Origin of the sequence: Corynebacterium suedekumii (assembly GCF_030252185.1) — a bacterium.
Lineage (GTDB): Bacteria > Actinomycetota > Actinomycetes > Mycobacteriales > Mycobacteriaceae > Corynebacterium > Corynebacterium suedekumii.
Genome location: NZ_CP126970.1, coordinates 1,435,488 through 1,455,665 on the forward strand (window position 1 = coordinate 1,435,488; position 20,178 = coordinate 1,455,665).

The following is a 20,178-nucleotide window of genomic DNA, read 5'->3' on the forward strand; positions in this document are numbered from 1 at the left end:
CCGGCCACCCTCCCGGCCCGGCCATGCCGGAGACAACGCTGACAGCGAACACAGGTACCCTGATGTCCCGTGACCCGTACCAGCCCCCGTCTCAGAACTCTCGTGTGGGGAGCGGTCCCGGTGCTCGCGCTGTCGGCGCTGGCGACCATGGACCACATCCCCGGCACGGACATCTCCCTGACCGTGCCGTACGCGGCGGAGGGGCCGGGGCCGATGTTCAACACCCTCGGCGAGCAGGACAACGTCCCGGTCGTCGAGATCTCCGGTGAGCCCGTCGATGAGACCGCGGGCGCCCTCGAGATGACCACCGTGTCGGTGCGCACCAACATGACCCTGGCCCAGGCGATGGGGCGCTGGCTCACCACCGGCGACACCCTGGTGCCCATCGAGCAGGTCTTCCCGCCGGACATGTCGGAGAAGGAGATCGAGCAGTCGAACCAGCAGGCCTTCACCTCCTCGGAGGCGGCCGCGACGGTGGCGGCGATGAATCACCTCGGTCGCCCGGTGCAGATCGTCGTGGCGGACACGATCGAGGATTCCGCGGCCGTCGACCACATCGAGGCCGAGGACGTCATCATCGCCGTCGACGGGCAACCGGTGGATCAGCCGGGGCAGGTCCAGGAGCAGGTCCGCGCGAAGTCGCCGGGCGAGGAGATCACGCTGACCGTGCGTCGGGGCGGAGACGAGGTCGAGGAGACCATCCCCCTGGGGGAGAATCCGCAGGACCCGGGCGCGCCGATGCTCGGCATCCTCATGACCTCGGAGCCCACCGACGGGATCGACGTGGAGTACAACCTCCAGGACGTCGGCGGCCCGAGTGCGGGCATGATCTTCTCGCTGGCGGTGATCGACAAGCTGTCTCCGGGCGAGCTCAACGGCGGCCGCCACGTCGCCGGCACCGGCACCATCTCGGAGGACGGGACGGTCGGGCCGATCGGCGGCATCGTCCACAAGGTCAGGGCCGCGGAGGAGAAGGGGACCGAACTCTTCCTCGCCCCGGCGGACAACTGCACCGAGGCGATCAGCCGGGATCACGGCGACATGGTCATCGCGAAAGTGACCACCCTCGACGACGCCATCACCGCCATGGCGGACTTCGACGCCGGACGTGACGTGGAGGAGTGCTCCTAGTTCCCGTCGGCCCCGGTGGGCTCGGTGGGTTCCGCCGCCTCCGAGGACTCTGCGGATTCCGCCGATTCGGACACCAGGCCGAGCTCGGTGATCTTCTGCTCCGGGTCGACCTGATCCGAGGAGACCATCTGCTGCATGACCAGGCCCTTGTCATTGTCCACGACGGTGATCACCGCGGTGGTGCCCAGGGTGGACCAGCCGACGACCCGGCTGCCGGTGTCCTCCACGACGCGCGAGCTGCGCAGCTCCGTGAGCAGCTGCGTCGTCGAGGCGGCCTTGGCCATCGAGTCGAAGAACTGGAACTGGCCAATCTCCCGGCCGGAGCACTCGTAGGCCTTGTCGATCCCGCTGGGGTTGCACGAGTCGAACTCACGGAACAGCGAGATCGGCGCCAGCGAACCGAACAGCTCGTAGGCGTCGTTGACGTCGCGGGGCATGCCGTTGCGGCTTGACGACGCCGCCGCACTCGACGTCTCCTCCGCCGATTCCGCACTGCTGGTGGCCGGCGTCTCCTCCGCCGAGGAGGTCTCCGAGACCGCGGTGGTTTCCGTCGTGGTGGTCGCGGTGGTCTCCGTGGCGGTGCCGTCTCCCTCACCGCCGTCCCCGTCGGTGGTGCACGCGGCCAGTCCACAGCTGAGCAGCACCGTGGCGGCGACGGCGGACAGGCGGGCGGCGGGGGAGTGGTGCACGGGGGAGGTACTCCTAAGGGGACCGGTTCAACTGAGTCCCGATCAGTCTAGTCGAGGTTCTCCGGGTCCTGCTCAAGTCCGTAGCGCAGAGCCGCGAGCACACCCGGGGCAACCCCGGGTCCGCCTCGCAAGTCGATGCGGTCCTCGCCGAAGGGGCCGGCCTCGGCCAGCTCCTCCTCGGTGGGGCGCAGCTGCAGGAGAGTGAGCTCCACGTCCTCCGCGCGGAGGACGCCGGAGAACAGGCGGGCGGGACACGCGGCGGCGTCGTCACGCGAGACGTCGCGGAAGTTGATCTCCTGCGCGAGAATGACCCCCTCGACCTCCGCGGGCCAGGCGAGTCGGGCGAGGTAGTCGCCCAGCTCGTCCGAGCCGGGGAGGATGTGTTCCGGCAGATCCTGGACGACGAGGGTCAGCGGGGAGGCCTCGTCCGGGTGGGCCAGCTGATCGGCGAGCAGGCGGGTGGGGACGAGCGCGAACAGACTCGGCGGGGCGTCCCAGCCCTCCGCGTGGACGAAGTCGACGGCCTCGAGCATGGCGGCGTTCAGCGCCGGGGAGGAGGATTCGGGTGCACTCATCGACATTCCTTATTGGTCACGCGGGGGTTCGTTTCTCTAGGCTAGGACAGTACACCGGCACAAACTGAACACTTGATAATTAGGAGCAGGACTTGGCCACCGGCCTCTCGCAACCCTCGCCATCCGTCAATCGGCCACCACGCGTACTGAGCTGGATCATCGGCATCGTCGCCGTCCTGTTCATCGCGGCCCCACTTGTCGTGGGCTTCTACACGGACTGGTTGTGGTTCGGGGAAGTTGACTTCCGCGGGGTGTTCACCAAGGTGATCATCGTCCGCATCATCCTGTTCATCGTCTTCGCCCTGCTCGCGGGCTTCATCGTGTGGCTCGCCGGGTACTTCACCTGGCGCAACCGCCCCGACAGTCTCGAGCACATGGACCTCAACTCCCCGGTCCACCAGTACCGGGAGGCCCTGGACAAGTCGGTCCGCGCCCTGCTCATCGGCATCCCCTTCGTCGTCGGCCTGTTCGCCGGATTCATCGGCCAGGGCACCTGGCGCACCGTGATGATGGCCGTCAACTCCGAGTCCTTCGGCACCGAGGACCCCCAGTTCGGCCTCGACCTCGGCTTTTACGCCTTCCAGCTGCCGGCCGTCCGCCTCGCGGTGGAGACCCTGTCCATGCTGCTGGTCGTCGCCTTCCTCATCGCCCTGGTCGGCCACTACCTGCTCGGCAGCATCAAGATCGGCAACCAGGCCATGGGCACCAAGGGCTACATCGCCCAGCCGGCCCGCGCCCAGCTGGCGATCACCGCCGGACTGTGGATGCTGCTGCAGGTGGCCACCTACTGGCTCGACCGCTACGACCTGCTCTACTCCCGCCAGGAGACCTTCACCGGCGGCAGCTTCACCGACATCAACGCGATGCTGCCCGCCAAGATCATCCTCATGATCATCGCGCTGTTCGTCGCCGTGGCGTTCTTCTCCGCCGTCGTGCTCAAGGACCTGCGCATCCCGGCCCTGGCCGTGGTGCTCATGCTGCTGTCCTCCTTCGTCCTCGGCTTCGCGTGGCCGCAGCTCATGGAGCGCTTCTCCGTCCAGCCGAACCGCGCCGCCAAGGAATCGGAGTACATCTCCCGCAACATCGAGGCCACCCGGCAGGCCTACGGCCTGACCGACGAGCAGGTCACCTACCTGGACAACTGGGGTGCCGGCGGCGCCAGTGACGACGCCGTCGCCGCCGACGAGGCCACCATCTCCAACATCCGCCTGCTGGACCCGGAGATCCTGTCACCGACGTTCACCCAGATGCAGCAGCTGCGTAACTTCTACGGCTTCCCCGAGACCCTCGCGGTCGACCGCTACGAGGTCGACGGTGAGCTGCGTGACTTCATCGTCTCCGCCCGCGAGCTCGACCCCAACGCCCTGCGGGAGAACCAGCAGGACTGGATCAACCGCCACACCGTGTACACCCACGGCAACGGCTTCATCGCCGCCCAGGCCAACACCGTCGATGAGGCGGCCCGGGACGCCGGCTCCACCCGCGGTGGCTTCCCAGTGTTCACCGTCTCCGACCTGCAGACCAACGCCATCGCCGCGGAGACCGAGGACGCCGAGGAACTGGGCATCAAGGTCGACCAGCCGCGCATCTACTTCGGCCCGGTCATCGCCTCCGCCACGGACGGCGCGGACTACGCCATCGTCGGCAAGAACGGCGGTGAGGACGTCGAGTACGACACCGACAACACCAGCTTCACCTACGACGGCTCCGGTGGCGTCGACATCGGCAACATGGTCAACCGTGCCGCCTTCGCCCTGCGCTACCAGGAGATGAACATGATTCTCTCCGACCGCGTCGGCGGTAACTCGAAGATCCTCTTCGACCGTGACCCCCGCGAGCGTGTGGAGAAGGTCGCCCCCTGGCTGACCACCGACTCCAAGACCTACCCGGCGGTCATCGACGGCCGCATCAAGTGGATCGTCGACGGCTACACCACCCTGCGTGCCCTGCCCTACACCGAGCAGACCTCGCTGACGGAGACCACCGCCGACGCCCTCAACCCCGACGGTACGACCCAGCGTCTGATCACCGACAACGTCGGCTACATCCGCAACTCCGTCAAGGCCACCGTCGACGCCTACGACGGCACCGTGGAGCTCTACGAGTTCGACACCGAGGACCCCGTCCTCAAGGTGTGGCAGTCCATCTTCCCGGACACCGTCAACCCGGAGAGCGAGATCTCCGACGAGCTGCGCGAGCACCTGCGCTACCCCGAGGATCTGTTCAAGGTCCAGCGTGATCTGCTCGCCCGCTACCACGTCGAGGATCCGGGCGTCTTCTTCACCAACGACGCCTTCTGGTCCGTGCCGGAGGACCCCACCGCACCGGAGGGGCGCCAGGAACTCAACCAGCCGCCGTACTATGTCATGGCGTCGGACCCGGAGACCCAGGAGGCCAGCTTCCAGCTGATCACCCCGTTCCGTGGCCTCAACCGGCAGTTCCTCGCGTCCCACATGTCCGTCAGCTCCGACCCGGAGACCTACGGCCGCATCACGGTCCGCGTCCTGCCCACCAACACCCAGACGCAGGGCCCGAAGCAGGCGCAGGACGCCCTCATGTCCTCCGACCAGGTCGCGCGTGACCGCACCCTGTGGGAGGGCACCAACGAGCTGCACAACGGCAACCTGCTGACCCTCCCGGTCGGCGGCGGCGAGATCCTCTACGCCGAGCCGATCTACTCGCAGCGCAAGGACCAGGAGTCCGCGTTCCCGAAGCTGCTGCGCGTGCTCGTCTCCTACAAGGGGCGCGTCGGCTACGCCCCGACCATCTCCGAGGCACTGTCCCAGGTGGGCATCGACCCGCGGGCCGCCCAGGACATCGAGGTCGTCGACGCCGAGGGTTCCCCGGCCACCCCGGAGACCCCGGAGGCCGAGACCGACACCGACGCCGAGGAGACCACGACCCCGTCGCAGCCGGCCGCCGGTGCCGGCACCGAGGGCGAGGCCATCGAGCGCATCAACGAGGCACTCCGTGGCCTGGAGACCGCCCAGGACGGTTCCTTCGAGGAGTACGGTCGTGCCCTCGACGAGCTGGACCGTGCCGTGGAGGACTACCGCAACCTCACCGGTGAGGATGCCCCCGCAGCCGAGTAGAAAAGGGTGATGGCCTGGGGATTTGGGTTAATCCCCGGGTCTGGGTATAGTTTCCAATGTCGCCGAGACAAGCTGGTAACAGCGAGGAACGGCGAGGTGAAAATGAATATCACCCGACGCGGGGTGGAGCAGCTCGGTAGCTCGCTGGGCTCATAACCCAGAGGTCGTAGGTTCGAATCCTGCCCCCGCTACCAATTCCGACAGCCCCCTGGACAATGTCCAGGGGGCTTCGTTGTGCTCGCGGTCGGCTCGAGGCAGAGCTGCCTACGATGGTGGACATGACCGGTACACGCACCACCTACGCCGACATCGCGTTCGGCCCGCGCGTGCGGGCCCGCCAGGAGCAGGTCGGCGCCCACCTGCGGATCACCCCGCCAGGGGATGAGCCCTTCCGTTTCGACCCCCGCGACCGGGCTCTCATCCGCTCCAGCGACCTGTTCTTCCTGTCCACCGTCACGGAGTCGGGCTGGCCGTATGTCCAGCACCGGGGCGGCCCGCCCGGATTCATCCACGTCATCGACGAGCGGACCCTCGCCTTCCCGGACTTCCCCGGCAACCAGCAGTACGTGACCACCGGCAACCTGGACCACGACGGCCGGGTCTGTCTGTTCTTCGTCGATTTCCCCACCCGCCGACGGCTCAAGGTCTTCGGCACCGCGCACACGAGCGAGGATGCGGACCTCATCACCGCTGTCCGTGATCTCGGGGACTCGGAGATCCGGAGTCGCATCGAGCGGGTCGTGGTCGTGGCCGTCACCGACGTCGACGTCAACTGCACCTCCCACATCCGCCCCCGCTGGGACCGGGCGGCCGTCGATGAGCGCATCGATCTCTACCGGGCGGACATCGCCCGGCTGCAGGCCCGGATCGCGGAGCTGGAGGCGGCGACTTGAGGCCCACTCGCAGTATCGCCGATCAGCTGGCCGAGCTCGACCGTCTCGGGGTGTTCACCCTGGCGGGGGAGCGGGAGGCGCAGGTGCGGGCGGCCGCTGCGGGGCTGCCCGACACCGCCGCGCACGCCCTCGCCGGTCTCCACCCGGGGTGGTTCGCCGCCTCCGCCCTCGCCCCGCTGCTCACCCGGGGCGAGAAGTCCGGCTTCGTGGTGGCGGACATGGTCGACGTCGATCAGTTCCTCCCGGTGGGAGTGGAGCTTGTCGACGCCCCGCTCTACCTCGTCCACGGCGCCTGTCGCGGCGATGATCTGCGCAACGTCTCCCCCGAGGAGGCCCTCGCCCAGTGGGAGGGCGGGTCCCGGCGGCCGTTGACCCTGCATGAGGGCCTGAGCTGGGCCCTGACCCACCCGGAGGTCATCGAACCGAACGCCTGCTTCATGACGGTCGCCTCCCGGAAGGTGAAGAAGCTGAGCGCGGCGGGCGACCCCACCTTCGACTCCCGGACGCCCGCCCTGTGGATCAGCTCCGGCACCGGCCGGGACGGAGCGGAGCACCGGGGCGCGCCGAAGCTCGGGTGGTGCTGGTGGCGCAACCGCCACACCTGGCTGGGCATCGCCTCGGCCGAGAGACACACGCCGTCGCCCCCGGAATGAGGTGGCTCGCCACCGCCTCATGAGGGGTTCCTGACAAGCGCATAACCTTTTGGATAAGTCGCCCGGTTTGCCACTCGACAACGCTTCCCACATGACATGATGGCGACTGAATCATCCGGCAGTGAGAAAGCGACACCCCACATATGCGACGGCACAACCGCGTCCGATACCTTCTGATGGCTACGGCCCTGACCGGCGCGGTGACGCTCGCGGCGCCCACCGCCCTCGCCGTCGAGGCGACCGCCACCGAACCGGCTGCTCCCGCCGCGTCCTTCGCCCTCCCGCCGGAGCTGGCTGCAGTGGTCACCACGGTCACCGACCAGGTCGAGCAGGTCCGCACCCAGATCACCGAGCTGATCAACCCGCAGCACCCGACCGAGCCGGGGCAGCCGGCCGGGCAGCTGTCGTCCGCCGAGGTCGTCGATCAGGCGCGCAGTGACCTGGCCGCCGTGGGTTTCCAGGCCCCGCCCGTGGATGCTGCGGTGACCGACGCCGTCGACCAGGCGGCCGCCGCGGCCGCCGGTGCCGGTGCCCGCTACAACGATCAGGTGGAGATCACCCAGGACATCCGGGACCGTTTCGTCGAGGAGGAGGTCGTCCCCCTTGACCCGAACTACCGCTGGCACATGGATCCCGTCGCCAAGGTGATGGCCGGTAAGCCGCAGGCGGAGTTCATCCTCCACCGCGTGCCCGGCTCCTGGTTCGATGCCCCGCGTATCCCGGAGGAGTCGATGGAGGCCCAGAACCGTGACCAGTCGCTGTTCGGCCCCGGCACCCCGGTCTATGTCGGTGACAGCGCGATGTGCACCCTCGGTGTCGTGGGCACCGACTCGCAGGGCCGCAAGGTCGGCCTGACCGCCGGCCACTGCGGTCAGCCCGGCGACATCGTCGCCTCCGCCGACTCCTGGCAGGTCGGCCCGGCGGGCACCGTCGTGGCCACCAACCAGCTGCACGACTACTCGGTCATCGAGTTCGGCTCCAACGCCGAGATCACCCGCACCTACAACGGCGTGACCGTCAACCAGGTCGGCGGCCCCGTCGCCCCGGGCGACATGCTGTGCAAGCAGGGCGTGGCCACCGGAAACACCTGCGGACCGACCCTGACGGCCGATGAGGCGCTGCAGATCTCCCAGACCTGTGCCATGGTCGGTGACTCCGGCGGGCCCGTCCTCCACGGCGACCGCATGGTCGGCATGATCTCCGGTGGCGTGCTGCCGAACCAGGACCTGTCCTGCCGCACCCCGCTCCAGGGGTACGCGTTCATGCCGACCGTCTCCACCTCCATGGACAATGTCGTCCGTGACATGGATGCCCGCGGTGGCGTCGGCGCCGGCTTCCGCCTGGCCGACTGACCGCACCACCGACAACGAGTAACGTCCCCTGCGCCGCACGGCGCAGGGGACGTTTGTCGGTGGTGCAGGATCAGGAGAGGATCTGCAGGGCGACGTCGTGAAGCAGACCGTTGGTGGCCACGGCGTCGCCGCCGTGCGGGCCGTCCTCACCGGCCAGCGAGGTGAAACGGCCGCCGGCCTCGGTGACCAGGACGGCCAGGGGAGCGAGGTCCCACAGGGAGACCTCGGGCTCGGCGGCGATGTCGACCGCCCCCTCGGCGACGAGGCAGTAGGAGAAGAAGTCACCGAAGCCCCGCAGGCGCCAGGTGCGGTCGGACAGCTCGTAGAAGCTGTCCTTGAGGCCACGTTCGGTCCAGCCGTCGAGGGAGGAGAAGGACACGGACGCGTCCGCCAGGTCGGCGACGCCGGAGACCGCGAGCTTCTTCGGTGACCCGGCGTTGAAGGTGCGCCACGCGCCGGAGCCGGCGGCGGCGTACCAGCGGCGGGTCAGCGCCGGTGCGGAGATGACACCGACGACCGGTTCACCGTCGACGAGCAGGGCGATGAGCGTGGCCCACACGGGCACGCCGCGGACGAAGTTCTTCGTGCCGTCGATGGGGTCGATGATCCACTGGCGACCCTCGTGCGTGACGTCGCCGCCGAACTCCTCGCCGAGGATGGCGTCGGAGGGCCGGGCCTCCGCCAGCTTGGCGCGCAGCAGCTCCTCGCAGGCCAGGTCCGCGTCGGAGACCGGGGACATGTCCGGCTTCGAATTGACGGTGAGGTCGGCGGCCTCGAAACGGTCGAGATTCAGGGCGTCGGCGAGATCCGCGAGTTCGAGGGCGAAGGCCAGGTCATCTGCGTACGTACTCATGCCGTCATCCTAGTCAGCCTGAGTCAACGCGGCGCAGGCCTCGTCGACGGCGAGCCGGTTGCCGGCCACGCACCACGTCACACCGCCAGCCTCGACCTTGACGCCGACACCCCCGGCACCCTCGACGAGTGCCCTGCCAGGCAGCCAGTCCCAGTCGGCGACGGAGTGCTGGATCCACACGCCCACCGAGCCGTCGGCCACCGACGCCAGGTCGACGGAGCCGGCGCCGAACATGCGCAGGGTGGCGAATTCGGTTGCCGCCTGCACCCACACCCTCCGGCGCAGCGGCTCCGCCATGGAGGTGGGGTGCAGGTAGGTGGCCAGGCTCACCGTGGCAGCGGGTTTCTCCCCCAGCTTTGCGACACCCTCCCCGTCCCGCGTCGTGGGGATCCCCGGCCCACCGAACCACGTGTAACCCATCGCCGGGCGGTGCACCGCCCCGAGGATGAGCCGGTCAGGGTCGGACGGGTCGCCCTCGACCAGGGCGAGGGCGGAGCACCAGTAGTCGGAGCCGGAGGTGAAGTTGTAGGTGCCGTCGACCGGGTCGACGACCCAGGTCCGGCCACTGGCGGATTCGCGGGCCGCACCTTCCTCACCGAGGATGCCGTCCTCGGGCCGCAGGAGCTCCAGGGCTCCGGCGACGAAGTCCTCCGCCGCCCGGTCGGCGGCGGTGACCACGTCGGACACGGAGGTCTTGAACTCGGTCTCCAGGCCCTGCTCCCGCATCCGCCACGCCAGCCGCCCCGCGTTGAACACCAGGGCCTGGGCGAGCGCCTCATCTGAATCCTGTTCATGGGCGACGGCGAAGGTCTTGGTGATGGCGGCGATCATGTCGGTCAGCGAGGCAGCGGGATGAGTCATGGCGTCCATTGTGCCCTGTGCCGGGCCGGGCTTCAGCCTCAGCCGGGCCCCGGTGGGGAGTGCTCGTGGCCCGGGGCGGTCGCCGGGCCACGTAGACTGCAGGGTTATGCGACCGGAAATTTCTGCAGAGCTCGACTCCCTGGACACCACCCTCACCACCATCGAGAAGGTGATGGACCCCGAGGAGATGTCCGCCCGGGTCCGTGAACTGGAGCAGCAGGCCTCCGATCCCTCCCTGTGGGACAACCCGGACCACGCCCAGACGGTGACCTCGGAACTGTCCACCGTGCAGGGCAAGCTCCGCAAGATCAGCGACCTGCGCCAGCGCCTGACGGACCTGCCGATCATGTACCAGCTCGCCGAGGAGGAGGGCGACGGCGAGGAACTGGCCACCGAGGAACTCGAGGAGCTGCGCGAGCAGATCGCCTCCCTCGAGGTGACCACCATGCTCTCGGGCGACTACGACCAGCGTGAGGCCGTGATCAACATCCGCTCCGGTGCCGGTGGTGTCGACGCCGCCGACTGGGCCGAGATGCTCATGCGCATGTACACCCGCTGGGCGGAGAAGAACGACCACAAGGTCGACGTCTACGACATCTCCTATGCGGAGGAGGCGGGCATCAAGTCCGCGACCTTCGTCGTCCACGGTGACTACATGTACGGCACGCTGTCCGTCGAGCAGGGCGCGCACCGCCTGGTGCGGATCAGCCCCTTCGACAACCAGGGCCGCCGCCAGACCTCCTTCGCCGAGGTGGAGGTCCTGCCGGTGGTGGAGCAGACCGACTCCATCGAGATCCCCGACAACGACGTCCGCGTCGACGTCTACCGTTCCTCCGGCCCCGGCGGCCAGTCGGTCAACACCACCGACTCCGCGGTCCGCCTGACCCACATCCCCACCGGCATCGTGGTGACGTGTCAGAACGAGAAGTCCCAGATCCAGAACAAGGCCTCCGCCATGCGGGTGCTCCAGGCGAAGCTGCTGGAGAAGAAGCGCCAGGAGGAGCGCGCCGAGATGGACGCCCTCGGCGCCGGCGGCAACGCCTCCTGGGGCAACCAGATGCGTTCCTACGTCCTGCACCCGTATCAGATGGTCAAGGACCTGCGGACCAACTTCGAGGTCAACGACCCGACGAAGGTGCTCGACGGTGAGATCGACGGCTTCCTCGAGGCCGGCATCCGTTGGCGGATGGCCGAGCAGCAGGCCGAGGCATAACCCCAGGGCCCCAGGGCCCGGCACGACGCACTCCGCCCCGTCTCCCCACCTGCAGGGTGGGGGACGGGGCGGCGTCGATAAGCGGCTTAGGCCGGGTACTCCATCGGGGTGCCCGGGCCGATCGGGATGCCCAGGGTGTACCACAGGGCGAAGAAGAGGAACCAGCCCACCAGCATGGAGATGGCGAACGGCAGGGCCAGGGACATGAGTGTGCCCACGCCGGCCGGCTTGTAGTAGCGCTGCAGGAACGTCAGCGCGAGGGCGAAGTAAGGGCTCATCGGCGTGATGATGTTGGTCGGGGAGTCACCGATGCGGAAGAGCATCTGGGAGACCTCCGGGGAGGTGCCCACCAGCATCATCATCGGCACGATGATCGGGGCCATGAGCGCCCACTGCGCCGAACCGGAGGTGATGAGCAGGTTGAGCAGCGCGACCATGAGGACCAGGCCGGCGAACATCACCAGCGGAGGCAGATCCCACGCCTGGAGAAGTTCGGAGCCCTTGATGGCGGTCCACACACCCAGGTTCGACCACTCGAACCAGGCGAGGAACTGGGCGACGGCGAAGAACAGGACGATCATCGGCAGCATCGTCTTCAGGCCGCGGGCCATGAAGTCCGGGACATCGGAGGCGGAGCGGATCGTGCCGGCGAAGACACCGTAGACCAGGCCGAGGACGAAGAACGCCAGGGCGATCGGGATGGCCACCGAGCTGATCAGCGGACTCTCCATGGCGGAGCCCTCCGGGCCGGCGAGCGGGGAACCGGGGATGAACAGCAGGGCGAAGAAGATCGCCAGGTAGACCACCAGGGCCACACCCGTCAGCGCGAGGGCGCGGGACTCCTTGCGGGAGAGCTTGAGCGCATCGGCGGTGGAGTCGTCTGAGTTGTCGTCGTCGCCGTCGGCGTCCGGGTCGGGGAGGACGGAAGCGGCGGTGGACCCGCCCTGCTCACCCTCGGCGCCGGCGTTCTTGTCGAAGCTGACCTCGTCGTAGTTGATCTTGTCGTGGTCGACGAGCTGGTGGGCCTTCTTGTCCACGAACAGCTCGGTGACGACGGTGATGATCAGCGACAGGACGATCGCGGAGGCGATGACGAAGAAGATGTTGGCCAGCGGGGAGACGACGTACTCGGCGTCGATGATCTGGGCGGCCGAGGTGGAGATACCCGCGAGGAGGAGGTCGGTGATGTTGAGGACGAGGGAGGCGTTGAAGCCGGCGGAGGAGGCGGCGAACGCGACCATCGCGCCGACGATGGGGGAGCGGCCCACGGCGTGGAAGGCCATGGCACCGAGCGGGATGAGGATGACGTAGACCGCGTCGGAGGCGACCGAACCGGTGACACCCGCCAGGGCGACGGCGAAGGTGAGGGTGCGGGGGCCGACCCTGGCCACCATCGCCCGCACCAGGGCGGAGAGCAGCCCGGAGTACTCGGCGACGGCGACACCCAGCATGACGGTGAGGATGACACCCAGCGGCGGGAAGTCGGTGAAGTTGGACACCGCCTCCGTGATCATCCGCTGCAGCCCCTCCGGGGTGAGCAGGCTGGTGACCTCGATGGTCTCCCCGGAGTCGGGCTGCTCGGCGCTCATCCCGATCATCGAGCCGATCCAGCTGGCGACGGCCACGAGGCCGGCGAGGATGACGAAGAGCCAGAACGGGTCGGGGAGCTTGTTGCCGATCTTCTCGATCGCCCCGAGGAATCCTCCGGTAGATCGACCGGTGTCCTTCTTGTCGGGCTCGTCGGGCCTGGTTGTGGTTGTCTCGGGCGGCGGGGATGTCGTCGTCGATTCAGTCATAACGGCTCGACACTAACGACATTCACAGGTGGACACACATTGAACGGGGTGATTCGTGGGTGTGTCGGCCTCAAAGGGTGTCCCCGGTGGGGCCGGTGCTGGTCCCGGTCCCCGGCCTGGCACTGTTCCCGACCCAGCCCCCGATCCCGATGCACCGCGTTCAGCGAAATCCCAGCTCTCCCAGTAAGCCACATCCGTTTCTCCTGGCCCAGCGGTTTGGCTACAGTGAAGGCGTGATCACCTTCGATTCCGTGTCCAAGCTCTACCGGACCTCGACGCGGCCAGCCCTGGACAACATCACCCTGAGCATCGACAAGGGTGAGTTCGTGTTCCTCATCGGCCCGTCCGGTTCGGGTAAATCGACGTTCCTCAATCTGCTCGTCCGCGAGGAGAACCTCACCTCCGGTGACATCCACTTCGCGGACTTCCACGTCAACCAGCTCAAGGGCCGCCAGATCAACCAGCTGCGCCAGCGGATCGGCTACGTGTTCCAGGACTTCCGGTTGCTGCCGAAGCTCAACGTGCACGACAACGTGGCGTTCGCGCTCGAGGTGATCGGCAAGAGCCGCAAGCAGATCGACAAGGCCGTGCCCGAGGCGCTGGAGATGGTCGGCCTGGCGGCGAAGGCCAACCGCATGCCCAATGAGCTCTCGGGTGGTGAGCAGCAGCGCGTCGCCGTCGCCCGCGCGGTGATCAACCGGCCGCTGCTGCTCCTGGCCGATGAGCCGACCGGCAACCTCGACCCGGAGACCGCCGACGGCATCATGACCCTGCTGTCCCAGATCAACCGGGGCGGGACCACCGTGGTCATGTCCACCCACAACGCCCGCGCCGTCGACGACATGCGTCGCCGCGTCATCGAACTGCACCTGGGCACCCTCGTCCGCGACGACACCCACGGTGTCTACGGCGAATCGCGATAGGAGTAAAGGACAGACATGAAACTGGGATTCGTCTTCCGCGAGGCGCTGCGCGGCCTGGGCCGCAACATCACCATGACCATCGCCCTGGTCATCACCACGGCCATCTCCCTGGCACTGTTGGCCACCGGCTTCCTGGTCACCCAGATGACCGAGGACACCAAGGACATCTACCTCGACCGCGTCGAGGTGATGATCCAGTTCGACGAGGAGGTCTCCGCGAACGACCCGGACTGCTCCTCCGAGGCCTGCCTCGAGGTCCGCAACCTCGTAGAGGGCGCCGACGGGGTGGATTCCGTCATCTACCGGTCCCGCGAGCAGTCCCACGAGCGTTTCCTCGAGGTATTCCAGGACACCGATCCGCAGCTGGCGACGGAGACCTCCCCGGACGCCCTGCCCGCCGCCCTCCATGTGCGCCTGAGCGATCCGCTCGACCAGGCCCCGCTCGACCCGGTGCGTGACCTGCCGCAGGTGGACACCGTCGTCGACCAGGTCGATGACCTGCGGGGGGCGACCGACAACCTCGACGCCGTCCGCAACGCCACCTTCCTCGTCGCCGCCGTCCAGGCCATCGCCGCGATCTTCCTCATCGCCAACATGGTGCAGATCGCCGCCTTCAGCCGCCGGGAGGAGATGGCCATCATGCGCATGGTCGGCGCGTCCCGCTGGTACACGCAGGCCCCGTTCGTGCTCGAGGCGATCTTCGCCACCCTCATCGGCGCGGTCCTGGCCACGGCCGGGCTGTTCCTGGGCAAGGAGTTCGTCATCGACAAGGCTCTGCGTGGCCTCTACGACTCGCAGCTCATCGCCCCGGTGACCACCAACGACATCTGGCTGGTCGCCCCGATCGTCGCCATCGTCGGCGTCATCTTCTCCGGGCTGACCGCGCAGATCGCGCTGCGCAGCTATGTGAGAAAGTAGAGCCATGACCTGGACCCTGGCGCTGACCGCCACCGCAAACGGCGTCGGTGCCGCCGTGGACACCCCCGACGCCGCACCCCGGACCGTTGGCTACTTCCCCGATGTCGCCCGCGCGGTGCGCTTCGCCGCCGACGAAGGCGGGAGCCGTACCCCGTCCCGCGCCGTGATGATCATCCCCGCGGGCATCACCGAATACGACCTCAAGTGGTTCCTCGGCGAGCTGGTCATCGCGGGCATCCCCGCCCAGCAGGTCCAGGTCCGCGCCGACTACGAGATCCTCACCACCGCCACGGACTCGCGCATCCTGCTTATCGACGCCGACCGGGACATCATGGTCACCCCCTCCGGCCGCGAACCTGCCGCACCGTCCCGCGCCACCGAACTCGCCGCCGAGAGCCCCACCACCGTGGTGCTCACCGGGCACCCTGAGGAGCGGGAGAAACTCGATCCCGAGTACGACTCCCTCACCCCGACCATCCTCGACTGGCCGCAGATCGCCCTGCTGGCGCTGGAGCACCCCAGCGACCTGTCCCTGATCTCCCCGCCGGAACCGGGAGCGGAGCAGCCGGAGGAGGCCGCGGCCTCGACAGCGACCCCGACCGCACCCGCGGCCACCCGGTCGACCTCGACGATCCTGCTCATCCTTCTGATCGCTGTCGCGGTCGTCGTGGCCGTCGCCGTCCTGCTCTAGGGTCCGCCATGGAGTGGGAACTGGGACTGTCCGCCGGCCCCGGTGGGTTCGGTGTGGCCGTCTCCCTGGCGGGGGAGGGCACCCACCTCATCGGCATGTTCCCCACCATCGCCCGGGCCGTGACCTCCGCGTTCAACGCTGCCCCGGAAGACCTGCCGACCAGGGTGGTCCTGGTCCACCCCACCGGCATCCCCGTTCAGGAACTCGGACGCCACATCGGCGAACTCACGGCCGCCGGCATCGACGCCGACACCGTGGAGATGCGCAGCGACATCGACGTCCTCGAATCCTCGGTGGCCACCAGGGCCCTGCTCATCGACGCCGACCGGGACCTGCTCACCGGTCGACGCCTGCGCAGCACGCCCTTCGAGGCCGGAACCCTCGCCCGCCTCGTCGCCGACGACCCCGCCCGGACCCGGGTGTTCCTCACCGGCCACCCCGAGGTCCGCGACCGCTACCACGTCGCAGCCCGCGACTACGCACCCCAGATCGTCGAACGACCCGCCTTCGCGGCGCTCGCCCTGGACACCCCCGCCACCTCGGTGATGTCCACGCCCCGCCTGGGGTCGTCGCTGACCGACTCACCCGCGCGGGTGTGGCAGCTGCGGATGGGCGTCGTCATCGTCGCCACGGTGGTCCTCCTCGTGATCTTCCTTGCTTGACCGGGCCTGCGCCGGGGTCTGTACCATGGAAAAATCATGGGCAAGAAGAAGAAACCACAGGACCGCAGCGTTCTGGCGACCAACCGGCGGGCCCGCCACGACTTCACCATCCTCGAGACCTACGAGTGCGGCGTCGTGCTCCTGGGCACCGAGATCAAGTCACTGCGCGAGGGCAAGGTGTCCATCGCCGATTCCTTCGCCACCGTCGACGAGGGCGAGGTGTGGCTGCGCAACCTCCACATCCCCGAATACTCCATGGGTTCATGGACCAACCACTCGCCGAAGCGCACCCGCAAACTGCTGCTGCACCGCCGGGAGATCGACTCCCTCATGGGCAAGGTCCGCGACGGCAACCGCACCCTCATCCCGCTGCAGCTCTACCTCAAGGACGGCCGCGTCAAACTGGAGCTGGGCCTGGCACAGGGCAAGCAGGACTACGACAAGCGCCAGGACATCAAGCGCCGCACCGAGGAGCGCGAGGTCGTCCGCGAACTGGGCCGCCGCGTCAAGGGCATCCACGCCTGATGAAGGTCAGCTGCGTCAAGGTCCACGACCTGCTCCACGGGGAAGCCGAGTCAGAGGGCACGGCCGTCCTCGTCGACCGCCTGTGGCCGAGAGGCGTGGCCAAGAAGGACCTCCACCACGACCTCTGGCTCAAGGACGTCGCCCCTTCACCGGAGCTGCGTCGGTGGTTCGACCACGACCCGGCGAAGTTCGACGAGTTCACCCGGCGCTACCGCGCGGAGCTGGATGAGGCGTACGGGGCGGGGAACGGGGACGTCGACACGCTCCTGGAGCTCGGGGACGTCACCCTGATGTACGCCGCACACGACCGCGAGCACAACCACGCGGTGGTGCTCGCCGCATGGATGAAGGAGCAGAAGTGGAAACCGCACTGATCACCGGAGCCAGCCGCGGCATCGGCGCCGCCATCGCCCGCGACCTCGGACGCGACCACCACGTCCTCGTCGGCGCCACCACCGAGGCCGGGGCGCAGGCGATCGTCGACGAGCTACCCGACGCCGAACCCTTCGTCGTCGACCTCACCGACCCGGCCGCGCTCGCTGAGGCAGTCACGGGCCTCGACTCCCTCGACGTCCTCGTCCACTCCGCCGGCATCGCCCCCTACACGCCCGTCGAGAAATCCACCCCGCAGCAGTGGCGGGAGGCCTTCGACCTCAACGTCTTCGCCGTCGCCGAACTCACCCGCCTGCTCCTGCCCGCCCTGCGGACCGCTCACGGCACGGTCGTGGCCATCAACTCCGGCACCGGACACCACTCCGGCGCCAACAACGCCATCTACTCCGGCACCAAGTTCGCCCTCCGCGCCTTCACCGACGCCCTGCGCGCCGAGGAACAGGGCCGCCTGCGCGTCACCTCCGTCCACCCCGGCCGCGTGGACACCGACATGCAGGTCGCCCTGCAGGCCGACATGGGCAACCACGACTACGACGGCTCCCGCTACGTCCGCACCGAGTCCATCGCCGCCGCCGTCCGCCTCGCCGTCGACGCGACCGATGACGCCGTGGTCCAGGAGATCTCCGTCAGGCCCAGTGGACTGTAAGGTCTTGCATTCTCCCCGGAGACGGAGGTAAAGTGAACCCTCCTGCGGAAGAGTGCACACTCCCGCCGCAGGATGCGGGGCTGATTTGGTTTCGACTTCGTACATTGAGCCAGGGGAAGCGTGCCGGTGCAGGCTGAGGACCACCGCAAGCGTCGCAGCAAACCTAAAAGCGCCGAGAACTCTCAGCGCGACTACGCCCTCGCTGCCTAATACCAGCGACCGCGTGTCTGTCAGACCGGATTTGCCTCTGATCCGGACCCTGGCATCGACTAAGAGGCTTGCCGTTCAGCCGCGTCAGCGGGGCTGAACGGGACTCCACACCGCTGACTGGGCCCATCATCCGGGACGTGTTCGTCCGAGCCGGAGGGCCGAGCAGAGATCATGTGCGAACTGCGCACGGAGAAGCCCTGGCGAGGTGACGGAGGACCCGGGTTCAATTCCCGGCAGCTCCACCAAGGTCCCAGCTCCCCAACTCGGGGAGCTGGGATTTTCCTTTCTGTACTGCATATTTGTGCCATGTGCTTAAATCGAGTTGACGACTCAAACCGACATAACATGCCACTCCTGTGGCATGAAAATGGCACGAAGGACAACAGCCGATGGCACCGAAGAATACTCAACGCACCCGCCGACGGTTCGGCAGTCTTCGCACGCTTCCTTCAGGCCGTGTGCAGGCCCGTTACTCGCACGCCCCGGCCCCGAACAGCCCTGCCGTCTCCTACAGGGCACCTGGCACTTTCGAGGATCAGGACGCGGCCATCGCCTGGCTCAAAGGACAGGAGCGAATGATCGACCGCGGCGACTGGATGCCGCCCGAGGAACAGGATCGCCGCTCTAAAGCGGACGCCGTCACTGTGGCTGAATACGTCGACCTCTATCACGACAGGAAGCAGATCTCCGGCGAGATCCGCGCCTCCACCGTGCAGACGTATCGCAACACCACCAACAACCGCATCAAGCCCTACAGCATCGCCGACATCCGCATCACTCAGCTGACCACAATGGATTGCTACCGGTGGTGGGACCAGATGGGCGTCGATCACGCCGACACTCCTGAAACAAACCGGAAGGGCTACGTGCGCCTCAAGGCCGCGATGGCCGATGCCGTCGAGCGCAGCTACATCGAAATCAACCCCGTCGCTGTCAAGGCCGCCAGCAAGAAGTCCAAGAGTTACGACAAGCAGCTGCCGACGACCTCGGAACTGAAGGCGATCGTCGACAATGTCCCGGTCACCCACAAGGTGGTGGCAGTCTTGTGCGCGTTTCATGGACTTCGTGTGGGTGAGGCCCTGGCCGTCCGCATTCAGGACGTCATCTTCGACGGGGACGGCGGCGCATGCGTTCGCGTCCGCGGCAATTTTCAGCGCATCAAGGATACCGATGGCCACGTCAAGATGGTCCGCCAAGACGCCAAGACCAGCGCCGGCGAACGCGACGTCCCAGCCCTGCCCCAATACGTCGATCTCCTCCGCCACGCCGTTGTCCAGGCCCGTGCCCGCGCCCACGACGAAGCGAAGCCCAATGAGGATGCCCGCGCCGTTCGGTCCCGCCGCGAAGACTTCCTCATCTCGACGACACGTACCGGCCAGCCCATCATGGACACGTCCTTCCGCTCTATATGGAACAGGGCCCGGGAGCGCGGCGGGGTACGTGACGACATCACCCCACACTATGGTCGCAACTGGTTGACCGTGATGCTCGCCGAGCAAGGATCCACGCCAGCCGAAATCGGCCAAGTACTCGGGCAACGCGATATCTCAACTGTCGTCGGGATCTACATGAAGGTCCGCGGGGGCCGTCCGGCCGATCTGATGCGCCGGGTGGCCGCCACCATGGATGCGCACTGATTCTCCGGGAGAGTCGAAGTATGTCGGCCTAGGGGGTTGACAGTCGCAACGACATCTGCCACAATGTCGATTGTGGGAGAGATGTGCCCACAGGAGCTTGAGCCCTTGATCTGCTAGACGCAGGTCAGGGGCTTTTTCTATGTCTAGACTTCGGGCCCCATCCCGCGCGGCCCAGGTCCAAGGCTCCCAACCCCTACTCGCCAGCGCCCCGCCTCTACATGATGGCCAGGGTGCTACTTCGCATGTCTACGAAAGGACATCAGCACACCTATGGCTAACAAGGCCACCAACCGCAAACTCCTCACTCTCACTGACGCTGCCGAGATGTACAGCATCAGCCGGCGCACCCTCGAACGGGCCGCTAAGGCGGGGGAGATTCGCCTATATCGTTTGAACCGCAGAGTTGTCCGGGTAAGCGAAGCGGAGCTCGACGCCCTCTTCGGCCTGGACGCCCGGGTCGCATAA

The 20,178-nt window shown here is 67.5% G+C and carries 20 protein-coding genes, 1 tRNA gene and 1 other RNA gene; 17 read left to right on the plus strand and 5 right to left on the minus strand.

From position 1 onward, the window contains the following. Positions 1-69 precede the first annotated feature (69 nt). Complete coding sequence (locus tag QP029_RS07235) at positions 70-1,131, plus strand: YlbL family protein (RefSeq protein ID WP_284873694.1); 1,062 nt, start codon at positions 70-72, stop codon at positions 1,129-1,131. On the opposite strand, the gene QP029_RS07240 is transcribed toward QP029_RS07235, so the two are convergent. Continuing rightward, positions 1,128-1,820 carry a hypothetical protein gene (locus tag QP029_RS07240; RefSeq protein WP_284873695.1) on the minus strand — a complete coding sequence of 231 codons (693 nt, stop codon included), beginning with the start codon at positions 1,818-1,820 and terminating at the stop codon, positions 1,128-1,130. The two genes, QP029_RS07235 and QP029_RS07240, sit on opposite strands and share 4 nt — an antisense overlap. Before the next feature lie 47 nt (positions 1,821-1,867). After that, positions 1,868-2,395, minus strand: a complete 528-nt coding sequence (locus QP029_RS07245) for a PPA1309 family protein (protein WP_284873696.1) — start codon at positions 2,393-2,395, stop codon at positions 1,868-1,870. 92 nt (positions 2,396-2,487) lie between these two features. On the opposite strand from QP029_RS07245, the gene QP029_RS07250 reads away from it, so the two are divergent. From QP029_RS07250 to QP029_RS07270, 5 genes are all read left to right on the plus strand, one after another. After that, on the plus strand, positions 2,488-5,487 hold the full coding sequence (locus QP029_RS07250) for a UPF0182 family protein (protein WP_284873697.1): 3,000 nt from the start codon (positions 2,488-2,490) through the stop codon (positions 5,485-5,487). A gap of 117 nt (positions 5,488-5,604) precedes the next feature. Then, a tRNA-Met gene (locus QP029_RS07255) sits at positions 5,605-5,681 on the plus strand. A gap of 84 nt (positions 5,682-5,765) precedes the next feature. Beyond that, positions 5,766-6,380: a pyridoxamine 5'-phosphate oxidase family protein gene (locus QP029_RS07260; RefSeq protein WP_284873698.1), complete on the plus strand. Its 615-nt coding sequence runs from the start codon at positions 5,766-5,768 to the stop codon at positions 6,378-6,380. Beyond that, on the plus strand, positions 6,377-7,033 hold the full coding sequence (locus QP029_RS07265) for a DUF5701 family protein (RefSeq protein WP_284873699.1): 657 nt from the start codon (positions 6,377-6,379) through the stop codon (positions 7,031-7,033). The genes QP029_RS07260 and QP029_RS07265 overlap by 4 nt, the downstream gene beginning before the upstream one ends. 176 nt (positions 7,034-7,209) lie before the next feature. Continuing rightward, positions 7,210-8,385 (plus strand): S1 family peptidase, encoded by a 1,176-nt coding sequence (locus tag QP029_RS07270; protein WP_284873700.1) that lies wholly within the window; start codon positions 7,210-7,212, stop codon positions 8,383-8,385. A 70-nt stretch (positions 8,386-8,455) separates the two neighbouring features. On the opposite strand, the gene hisN is transcribed toward QP029_RS07270, so the two are convergent. Then, the gene (hisN, locus tag QP029_RS07275) at positions 8,456-9,238 is read right to left on the minus strand and encodes a histidinol-phosphatase (protein WP_284873701.1); all 783 of its coding nucleotides are present in this window, start codon (positions 9,236-9,238) and stop codon (positions 8,456-8,458) included. Between the two features lie 9 nt (positions 9,239-9,247). Continuing rightward, complete coding sequence (locus tag QP029_RS07280; RefSeq protein ID WP_284873702.1) at positions 9,248-10,099, minus strand: inositol monophosphatase family protein; 852 nt, start codon at positions 10,097-10,099, stop codon at positions 9,248-9,250. Positions 10,100-10,205: 106 nt separating this feature from the next. Here QP029_RS07280 and prfB point away from each other — a divergent pair, with 106 nt between their 5' ends. Beyond that, a complete protein-coding gene (prfB, locus tag QP029_RS07285) occupies positions 10,206-11,312 on the plus strand; it encodes a peptide chain release factor 2 (RefSeq protein ID WP_284873703.1) in 1,107 nt (368 codons plus the stop codon). Between the two features lie 86 nt (positions 11,313-11,398). Here the strand turns inward: prfB and QP029_RS07290 are convergent, their stop codons facing one another. Beyond that, complete coding sequence (locus tag QP029_RS07290) at positions 11,399-13,108, minus strand: AbgT family transporter (protein ID WP_284873704.1); 1,710 nt, start codon at positions 13,106-13,108, stop codon at positions 11,399-11,401. Positions 13,109-13,341: 233 nt separating this feature from the next. Here QP029_RS07290 and ftsE point away from each other — a divergent pair, with 233 nt between their 5' ends. The 10 genes from ftsE to QP029_RS07340 all read left to right on the plus strand — a co-directional run bounded on the left by ftsE (position 13,342) and on the right by QP029_RS07340 (position 20,178). Then, the gene (gene ftsE / locus QP029_RS07295) at positions 13,342-14,031 is read left to right on the plus strand and encodes a cell division ATP-binding protein FtsE (RefSeq protein WP_284873705.1); all 690 of its coding nucleotides are present in this window, start codon (positions 13,342-13,344) and stop codon (positions 14,029-14,031) included. Between the two features lie 15 nt (positions 14,032-14,046). Beyond that, positions 14,047-14,949, plus strand: coding sequence for a permease-like cell division protein FtsX (gene ftsX, locus QP029_RS07300; RefSeq protein ID WP_284873706.1), 903 nt, complete (start codon positions 14,047-14,049; stop codon positions 14,947-14,949). 4 nt (positions 14,950-14,953) lie between these two features. Next, positions 14,954-15,640, plus strand: a complete 687-nt coding sequence (locus QP029_RS07305; RefSeq protein ID WP_284873707.1) for a hypothetical protein — start codon at positions 14,954-14,956, stop codon at positions 15,638-15,640. An 8-nt stretch (positions 15,641-15,648) separates the two neighbouring features. After that, positions 15,649-16,302 carry a hypothetical protein gene (locus QP029_RS07310; RefSeq protein ID WP_284873708.1) on the plus strand — a complete coding sequence of 218 codons (654 nt, stop codon included), beginning with the start codon at positions 15,649-15,651 and terminating at the stop codon, positions 16,300-16,302. Positions 16,303-16,338: 36 nt separating this feature from the next. Further along, positions 16,339-16,827 (plus strand): SsrA-binding protein SmpB, encoded by a 489-nt coding sequence (gene smpB / locus QP029_RS07315; RefSeq protein ID WP_284873709.1) that lies wholly within the window; start codon positions 16,339-16,341, stop codon positions 16,825-16,827. After that, a complete protein-coding gene (locus QP029_RS07320) occupies positions 16,827-17,201 on the plus strand; it encodes a DUF488 domain-containing protein (protein WP_284873710.1) in 375 nt (124 codons plus the stop codon). The genes smpB and QP029_RS07320 overlap by 1 nt, the downstream gene beginning before the upstream one ends. Continuing rightward, a complete protein-coding gene (locus tag QP029_RS07325) occupies positions 17,186-17,866 on the plus strand; it encodes an SDR family oxidoreductase (RefSeq protein WP_284873711.1) in 681 nt (226 codons plus the stop codon). Before QP029_RS07320 ends, QP029_RS07325 begins: the two co-directional genes overlap by 16 nt. A gap of 76 nt (positions 17,867-17,942) precedes the next feature. Next, positions 17,943-18,321: a transfer-messenger RNA gene (ssrA, locus tag QP029_RS07330) on the plus strand. Between the two features lie 144 nt (positions 18,322-18,465). Further along, on the plus strand, positions 18,466-19,713 hold the full coding sequence (locus tag QP029_RS07335) for a tyrosine-type recombinase/integrase (RefSeq protein WP_284873712.1): 1,248 nt from the start codon (positions 18,466-18,468) through the stop codon (positions 19,711-19,713). 270 nt (positions 19,714-19,983) lie between these two features. Beyond that, entirely contained in the window at positions 19,984-20,178 is a 195-nt protein-coding gene (locus tag QP029_RS07340; RefSeq protein WP_284873713.1) for a helix-turn-helix transcriptional regulator, read from the plus strand.